Below are 4573 nucleotides of genomic sequence, written 5' to 3'. Positions count from 1 at the left end.
ATCCTCGCTCGCGGTGTTGCGTCTGGCCGTCACCGCGGAGCTCGCGCAGAAATGGTTGATGAGCCGCCTCACCGATTTCTATGCGCGTTACCCGCACATCACCTTGCACCTCTATGAACAACCGATCGACGCTGCGGCGCCCGGGGAAGACATTGATCTGGCGATCACCTACGGCACCGGCCCGTTGGACAGCAGTGCGTATTTCGTCCGGCCGCTGCCCGACCTGCAATTTTTCCCGGTGTGCAGCCCCGGACTGTTCAACCAGGGCAACCTGAAAACGCCAAAGGATCTGGCCCGTCACTGCCTGCTGCACGATGATCAGGACGGCAAGACCTGGACCGCCTGGCTGACTAGCCACGCCGGCGATCAGCGGCCGCAACGCCAGTTGTATTTCGCCCATGCCGGGCTGGCCCTGGAAGCGGCGGCGCAAGGGCAGGGCGTGGCGATGGGCGACAACCTCACCGCCCAGGAGGATTTGCAGAGCGGGCGACTGGTGCGACCCTTCGCGTCGAGCATGACCGCCCTCGGTCAATACGCGCTGGTCTGCGAACGGGTGCGTCTGGAGCGTCCGGCGGTGGCGCAGATGCTCGAATGGTTCAACGATCAACTGGCCGATTGATGAGTTGAACTCAACTGTTCCGTAATAATCATCGTTGGCGAGCGCAGCGCCTGCGCCCTTAGCCTGTGGTCATTCCCAACCCGAAGACGAGGTTTGACCATGGCACGTTTGCTCGACTCCACCCCCAAACAGGACGGCTTCCGTCTGCCCGGCGAATTCGAAGCGAAGTCCGGCTGCTGGCTCGGCTGGCCGGAGCGCACCGACGTCTGGCGCAACGGCGCCAAGCCGGCGCAGAAAGTCTGGGTGCAGATCGTCAGCGCCATCTCGCAGAGTGAGCCGGTCACCGTGTGCGCCTCTGCCGCGCAATTCGCCACCGCCCGCCGGCAGTTGCCGCCGCAGGTACGCGTGGTCGAGATGACCTGCAATGACACCTGGTTCCGCGACAGCGGTCCGTGCTTTGTCGTCAACGATCAGAGCGGCGAAGTGCGCGGCGTCGACTTCGAGTTCAACGCCTACGGCGGCCTCGACGGTGGCTTGTATTACCCCTGGGACAAGGACGACCAGATCGCCAGCAAGATCCTCGAAATCGAGCGCTTCGACCGCTACCGCGCGCCGTTGATTGCCGAACTGGGCGGTATCCAGAGCGACGGCCAGGGCAGCATCCTCACCACCGAGCAATGCCTGCTCAACCGCAATCGCAACCAGCACCTGGGCAAGGACGAAGTCACCCGACGCCTCACCGATTACCTCGGTGCCGAACAGGTGATCTGGCTGCCACGGGGCTGCAAGTTCGACGAAACCGACGGCCATGTCGACGACCTCGCCTGCTTCGTGCGTCCCGGCGAAGTGGTGTTGCAATGGACCGACAACCGCGATGACCCGCAGTGGGAAATCTATCAGGAGGCCTACGACATCCTGCGCAGCACCCGTGACAGCCGGGGCCGCGAGCTGATCGTGCACAAACTGCCGCAACCGGACGTACTGGAGTGGACCGCCGAAGAAGCCGAAGGCCTCGATCAGCAGGACAGTACCCACACCCGACAGGCCGGCACCCAAATCTGTGCGTCATACATCAACTACTACGCTGGCAACCGCTCGATCGTGGTGCCGCTGTTCGGTGACCGCAACGATCAGGTGGCACTGGCGACACTCGCCGAACTGTTCCCGCAGCACAAGATCGTCGGCATCGAAAACTCCCGTGAAATCCTGCTCGGTGGTGGCAACGTCGCCTGCATCACCATGCCGCAATACGCCGGCAAGGGGGTGTGATGATGGGCCTGCACAAACTGACTCAAGCGTTAATGCTGGTGCTTGCACCCCTGTGTGTGCAGGCCGCCGATTCCGCCAAACCGGTGGTTAACCTGTACATCTGGGGCGAGTACCTGGCACCGGACACACTGAAGAATTTTGAAGCGAAAACCGGCATTCATGTGGTCGCCGATCACTTTGATTCGCTGGAAACCGTCGAGACCAAACTGCTCACCGGGCGCAGTGGTTACGACCTGGTGCTGACTGCCGGCCAGCACTTGTCGCGGGCCATCGAGAGCGGCGCAATCCAGCCGTTGGACAAGGCGCGGGTGCCGCACTTTGCCGGGGTCGGTGATGAGTTTCGCCAGCACATGGCGGTGTTCGATCCGGGCAATCGCTATGCGGGGATCTACGCCTGGGGCACCACCGGCGTCGGTTACCAGGACGAGGCGATCAAGCAGCGCCTGCCGAATGCGCCGACCGACAGTTGGGCGATGCTGTTCGATCCGGCCGTGGTGGCAAAATTTGCCGATTGCGGAGTCAGTCTGCTCAATGATCCTAACGAAGTGTTCGCCGCCGTGATGAAGTACATGGGCCTGGACATCAACCGGCAGAACCTCGACGACTTGAAACTCGCCGAGCAGCAACTGGCGAAGATCCGTCCGTACATCCGCTACTTCGACAACGACCTGAACATCAGCGACCTGGCCAATGGCAACACCTGCGTGGCGATGTCGTGGAACGGCAACGTGGCGATTGCGGCAGGGCAGGCGGAGGCGGCGAACAAACCGTTCAAACTGAGTTACCACATCCCGAAAGAAGGCACGTTGATCTGGTTTGACGCGATGGTCATTCCCAAGGACGCGCCGCACCCGCAGGCCGGGCTCGCGTTGATGGATTATCTGATGACGCCGGAGGTGATCGCGCCGATTACCGACACCATTCATTACGCCAATGCGATCACGGCGGCGGACGGCCTGGTCAATGCGTCGATTCGCAATGATCCGGGGACGTATCCCCCGGCCGACGTCAGGGCCACGCTGTACAGCAAAAACGACAACGGCAAAGCCTTCAATCGGGCGTTGATCCGGGCGTTCAGTCGGTTGAAGTCCGGGCTGTGAACAGATGACCCTCAACCCAGCCCTCTCCCGGGAGGAGAGGGGGCCGACCGAGATGTCTTGCGTTATCCATCGACCTGAAAAACCGGGTCGATTATGGATTGCCCCATCAAGTCCTGGCGATCATGTATTCAGAGGCGCTATTTCAGGTCGGCGTAAATCTCCAATATCCCCCAATCAGTTCCCTCTCCCTCAGGGTGAGGGCAGCGGTTTCGGCACCCGCCACAAATACCACGCCGCCACCGTCCGATAGGGGCTCCACGCCAGGCCGGTCTCGATCATCTGCCTGCGCGTCGGCTGCACTTCCAGTCCCTTCAGTCGCCGATAACCCTCGCGCACACCAAAGTCATCTGCCGGCAGCACGTCCATGCGCCCCAGGCCGTAGATCAACAACATCTCCACGGTCCAGCGGCCGACGCCGCGCAAACTGACCAGGCGCTCGATCAGCGCTTCGTCCTCCATCACCAGCGCCGTGCTGTAATCCGGTACCACGCCGTCCAGTGTTGCCTGGGCGATCCCTTGAATCGTCGCGATCTTGCCGGCGGAAAACCCGCAACTGCGCAGGCGTTCGAAATCGGTCGCCAGGATCTGTTCAGGTCGCGCAAACGTCTGCCCGGGAAACAGCCCCACCAGCCGCCCGACAATCGCGTCCCCTGCCTTGGCATGCAGTTGCTGATAGGCAATCGCCCGCACCAGCGATTCATAGGGATCGCGTGTCGGGTGCGGTTGGTGCAGGCACGGGCCGATGGCCGCGATATGTCGGTGCCAGTCCGGGTCGAGCGCGGCCAGCAACGCGCTGGCCGCCTGGTAGGTGTCGGGCATGCTATTTCAGCAGGCCGTTGACTTCGCCATAGCTCAACGCCTTGAGACCGTGGGTGTCGAGCTGGCCTGTGGCGAGAAAGCTTTTCACCAGCCCGCCCATTGCGCCGTAGAGGAACTCGGCGATGCCGGAACCGGCGCTCAAGCGGCGCACGCCGAGTGCCTGCAACTCCGAGGGCGACGGCAGGCCAGCGAAGCCGAGCACGTTGACCGGCAATGGCGTGCCCTTGCAGATCGCCTCGATTTCATAAGCTGCCGTCACCCCCGCGGCAAACAAGCCATCGGCGCCTGCCGCTTGATACATTGCGGCGCGCCGCAGGGTTTCGGCAACGCGGTCTTCGGCCGGTACAAGGTTTTTCAGATAAACATCGGTGCGGGCATTGATGAACAGCTGCACATTGCGTTTGTCGGCAACCTGGCGCGCCCGTTCGATCTTGCGTGCCAGCAGCTCGGGCGCTGCCGAACCGTCTTCGATATTGATACCCACGGCACCCGCCGCGACCACCGCATCGAGCACTTCGGCGACACGGCCGAGGTCATCGGAATAACCGGCTTCGACATCGACGGTCAACGGCACGCTGATCACCCGGACGATGGATTCCACGGTCGACACCAGGCGGTCGAGGGGCAGGGTGTTGCCGTCCGGGTAACCGTGGGCCCAGGCCACCGCCGCACTGCTGGTGGCGATGGCTTTGCCGCCGAGGTGTTCGACCAGTCGTGCGCCAGTGGCGTCAGCGACGTTGGTCAATATCAGCAGCCCTTGCTGGTGCAACTGGTGAAACGGCGTCGCGAGCGCGTTCATCAAAAATCCTTCTTGTCAGTTGATTCG

Annotated in this window: 5 protein-coding genes; 3 read left to right on the top strand and 2 right to left on the bottom strand. The window is 62.4% G+C overall.

Annotated features, from left to right (window positions below; genetic code table 11):
* The 3 genes from DBR24_RS19655 to DBR24_RS19645 form a co-directional block, all read left to right on the top strand.
* The coding region (locus DBR24_RS19655; protein WP_128615578.1) for a LysR substrate-binding domain-containing protein at positions 1-619 on the top strand (619 nt) is incomplete at its 5' end.
* 99 nt (positions 620-718) lie between these two features.
* Positions 719-1828 carry an agmatine deiminase gene (aguA, locus tag DBR24_RS19650; RefSeq protein WP_123462741.1) on the top strand — a complete coding sequence of 370 codons (1110 nt, stop codon included), beginning with the start codon at positions 719-721 and terminating at the stop codon, positions 1826-1828.
* A 2-nt stretch (positions 1829-1830) separates the two neighbouring features.
* A complete protein-coding gene (locus DBR24_RS19645; protein WP_123462743.1) occupies positions 1831-2928 on the top strand; it encodes an extracellular solute-binding protein in 1098 nt (365 codons plus the stop codon).
* 189 nt (positions 2929-3117) lie between these two features.
* Here DBR24_RS19645 and DBR24_RS19640 read toward each other — a convergent pair whose 3' ends face one another.
* Positions 3118-3747: a DNA-3-methyladenine glycosylase gene (locus DBR24_RS19640; protein WP_128615577.1), complete on the bottom strand. Its 630-nt coding sequence runs from the start codon at positions 3745-3747 to the stop codon at positions 3118-3120.
* A 1-nt stretch (position 3748) separates the two neighbouring features.
* Positions 3749-4546 (bottom strand): isocitrate lyase/phosphoenolpyruvate mutase family protein, encoded by a 798-nt coding sequence (locus DBR24_RS19635; protein WP_128615576.1) that lies wholly within the window; start codon positions 4544-4546, stop codon positions 3749-3751.
* Positions 4547-4573 lie beyond the last annotated feature (27 nt).

Source organism: Pseudomonas sp. HMWF006 (genome assembly GCF_003061205.1).
GTDB lineage: Bacteria > Pseudomonadota > Gammaproteobacteria > Pseudomonadales > Pseudomonadaceae > Aquipseudomonas > Aquipseudomonas monsensis.
This window is presented reverse-complemented; position numbering and strand designations above follow the sequence as displayed.